The 281-nt window shown below is 52.3% G+C and carries 1 protein-coding gene; it reads right to left on the bottom strand.

What is annotated here, in order from left to right:
- On the bottom strand, positions 1–281 hold a 281-nt coding region (locus tag OW491_RS17845; RefSeq protein ID WP_290037245.1), incomplete at both ends, for a cadherin-like domain-containing protein.

Below are 281 nucleotides of genomic sequence, written 5' to 3'. Positions count from 1 at the left end.
GTGGTGGGGTTGTCATTCACGGCATTAATGGTCACCGCTACGGTTGCAGTAGCAGTCCCGCCGTTACCGTCCGTGACCGTATAAGTGATGGTATCGGAGCCAGTGAAGTTCGCATTAGGCGTGTAAGTAATAGTGCCATCAGGGTTGATTGCAACCGTGCCATTGGCTGCTGTAGCAAAGTCGACTGTGAGCGTATCGCCGTCAACATCGGAATCGTTAGCTAACACATCCACAGTAACGGGAGTATCTTCATCCGTAGTCGCTGATTCGCCCGTGGTAGT

Source organism: Neptunomonas sp. CHC150, assembly GCF_030397555.1.
GTDB lineage: Bacteria > Pseudomonadota > Gammaproteobacteria > Pseudomonadales > Balneatricaceae > Neptunomonas > Neptunomonas phycophila.
The sequence above is the reverse complement of the archived record's forward strand: the minus strand, read 5'-3'. Positions and strand labels throughout refer to the sequence as shown.